General features: G+C 40.5%; 3 protein-coding genes. All 3 read left to right on the forward strand.

The window, feature by feature from the left end:
* The first annotated feature begins 206 nt into the window (after positions 1 to 206).
* The 3 genes from EOJ37_RS13970 (at position 207) to EOJ37_RS13980 (ending at position 1,762) form a co-directional block, all read left to right on the forward strand.
* Positions 207 to 509, forward strand: coding sequence for a hypothetical protein (locus EOJ37_RS13970; RefSeq protein ID WP_127960483.1), 303 nt, complete (start codon positions 207 to 209; stop codon positions 507 to 509).
* Positions 510 to 638: 129 nt separating this feature from the next.
* Positions 639 to 1,274: a hypothetical protein gene (locus tag EOJ37_RS13975; protein ID WP_206194074.1), complete on the forward strand. Its 636-nt coding sequence runs from the start codon at positions 639 to 641 to the stop codon at positions 1,272 to 1,274.
* Positions 1,274 to 1,762: a hypothetical protein gene (locus tag EOJ37_RS13980; RefSeq protein ID WP_127960484.1), complete on the forward strand. Its 489-nt coding sequence runs from the start codon at positions 1,274 to 1,276 to the stop codon at positions 1,760 to 1,762. Before EOJ37_RS13975 ends, EOJ37_RS13980 begins: the two co-directional genes overlap by 1 nt.
* The last annotated feature ends 243 nt before the right edge of the window (positions 1,763 to 2,005 follow it).

Here is a 2,005-nt window from a genome sequence, read left to right on the forward strand (position 1 = left end):
GGAAAAATAGTCAACTGGACCAACTGCTGCCCCTGCCCGGTAACACCTTCTCCTCATCCACCTAATCTGCCGCTCACCTTAACCACTTAATATAAACTCGCAAGGTGAGATCGCCGGATGTTTACCATCAATTATGACAGTCATCACTGATGACAAAGGTAGCTTAGTTAATACATTTCCTGGTAAAACGGTAATTAGGTGAGCATATGTTTATAATATACTTATGGGACAAGTCTATTGGTGAGAGTCTTGCTTCACTGAGTGACTTCGATGGAAATGAGAATTTTTTAATTAGGAGTGATCCCGACAAATATGCATTGTTATCAGAACTGTCTAGCTGTGATATGCAACTTTTTAGTGATGAACAACTCATCGTTCTTGGTAAAGAAATTACCATGTTGATGGAGGAATTGGCAGGACAAGATGTTCATGGTTATTTATCGTCATTAGCTATATTGATCGAACGGGCAAAAAATGAGAATAAAGGTATCTTATTCTCACCATTTTAATTAAATCTTGAGCGTGTTAGGCTTAGCATCATTAGCCAACTGGACAGTAACACACTGATTGTCTACCATGCTGATTACCAAGACCCAAGTTCGAAAGAGTTAATCAGCCAGCTCGCCGCCGCCATCGGCGTGATCCCGGTCGTCGGCGACGTCGCTGGCAAAGCGCTGAAAGCAGCGAAACACGCACTGAAAAAAGGCGATGTCGCTGGGGCGTCGAAGTTGGTTGAAGAGGCGAGCCAATTAGAGACGTTGGCAGCCAAACAGCGGCTGTATGGTAATATTGAAATTAGTTCGCTACCTGATGCTAACGGAAAATATCACCTCACAGCAGTAAGAGGAGATGCAAGAATACCTATCGATAAAGTGGAGCTTTATATGCGCGGAAAGGCTTCCGGTGATTTGGATGCGCTGCAAAAAGAGTATAATGTTCTCAAGAACTCAAAAAATAAAAGTCAAAGCTTATTTGCCAAAGATCCCAATAATGCAATTAAGTTAAAACAACTAGAAGATAAAATACACAATATCGAAAGATCACGTGATATGGAACGCGTTCTCAATAATGCTGGCATACCTAACACCTCTAGCGCTAACAATATGATAATAGATAAATTATTGGATTCAATGATAGATGTTACACCCAAGAACCGAAGAACGTCAGTTGTGGTATCTGGTGATAATGGTTCTGTAAGAATTTATGCGACTTGGGTAATTTTGTCGGATGGTTCAAAACGATTGTCCACAGTACAAACAGGAGCATTTAAATAATGATGAACTTAACCCATAAAAATATTAAAGAGCTACTTGAAGGATTAAGCAGTTATCTAACGAATGGTTATGTCAATGAGCTTTCGACTGAAGCACCTGAGAAAGATGCATTCGATTACCTTAATATGCTTTACTCAATTGATCAGAATGAAGGGATTGTTTTTTGCAAATTAATTCTTGAATCAAGAGTATTATATAATGACTTTCTGAGATCAACTTGCTTGTTATATTTATTGTTGTCAGAAAGAGATTGGGAATATGCTTTTCTGTTTTTACTTAACAATATATTATCTATTCAGCTATTGAAAGAGGGATTGGTCTATTTTTACTGTGCTAAAAATGAGACAGAACCTCATCCTGTACCAGACGGTTTATTTAAAAAGCTCATGGATCGCTACGAAGAATTAAAAGATGACCCTGATGCGGATTTCTACCATCTGCATGAAGCATATAACGATTTTGTTAAGGCTTATTCATTGGATACCTGATTAATTTTAGAAAACTGGGCGGCGAAGCGCTAAACGCCTATCATGCTGATTACCAAGACCCAAGTTCGAAAGAGTTAATCGGCCAGCTCTCAACCTTGGCTGATTTTGTCCCGGTGGTCGGTGATATTAAAGGCTTTGCCGAAGCGGAAGACACACTCGATTTTCTCGCCGCGGCCATCGGCGTGATCCCGGTTGTCGGCGACGTCGCTGGCAACGCGCTGAAAGCAGCGAAACACGCGTTGA

This window comes from Serratia microhaemolytica (assembly GCF_004011885.1).
GTDB classification, from domain to species: domain Bacteria; phylum Pseudomonadota; class Gammaproteobacteria; order Enterobacterales; family Enterobacteriaceae; genus Serratia_G; species Serratia_G microhaemolytica.

Excerpts from the sequence above, each read along its gene's own strand:
- EOJ37_RS13970 (WP_127960483.1), top strand. The coding sequence starts at position 207 with ATGTTTATAATATACTTATGGGACAAGTCTATTGGTGAGAGTCTTGCT.
- EOJ37_RS13980 (WP_127960484.1), top strand. The coding sequence starts at position 1,274 with ATGATGAACTTAACCCATAAAAATATTAAAGAGCTACTTGAAGGATTA.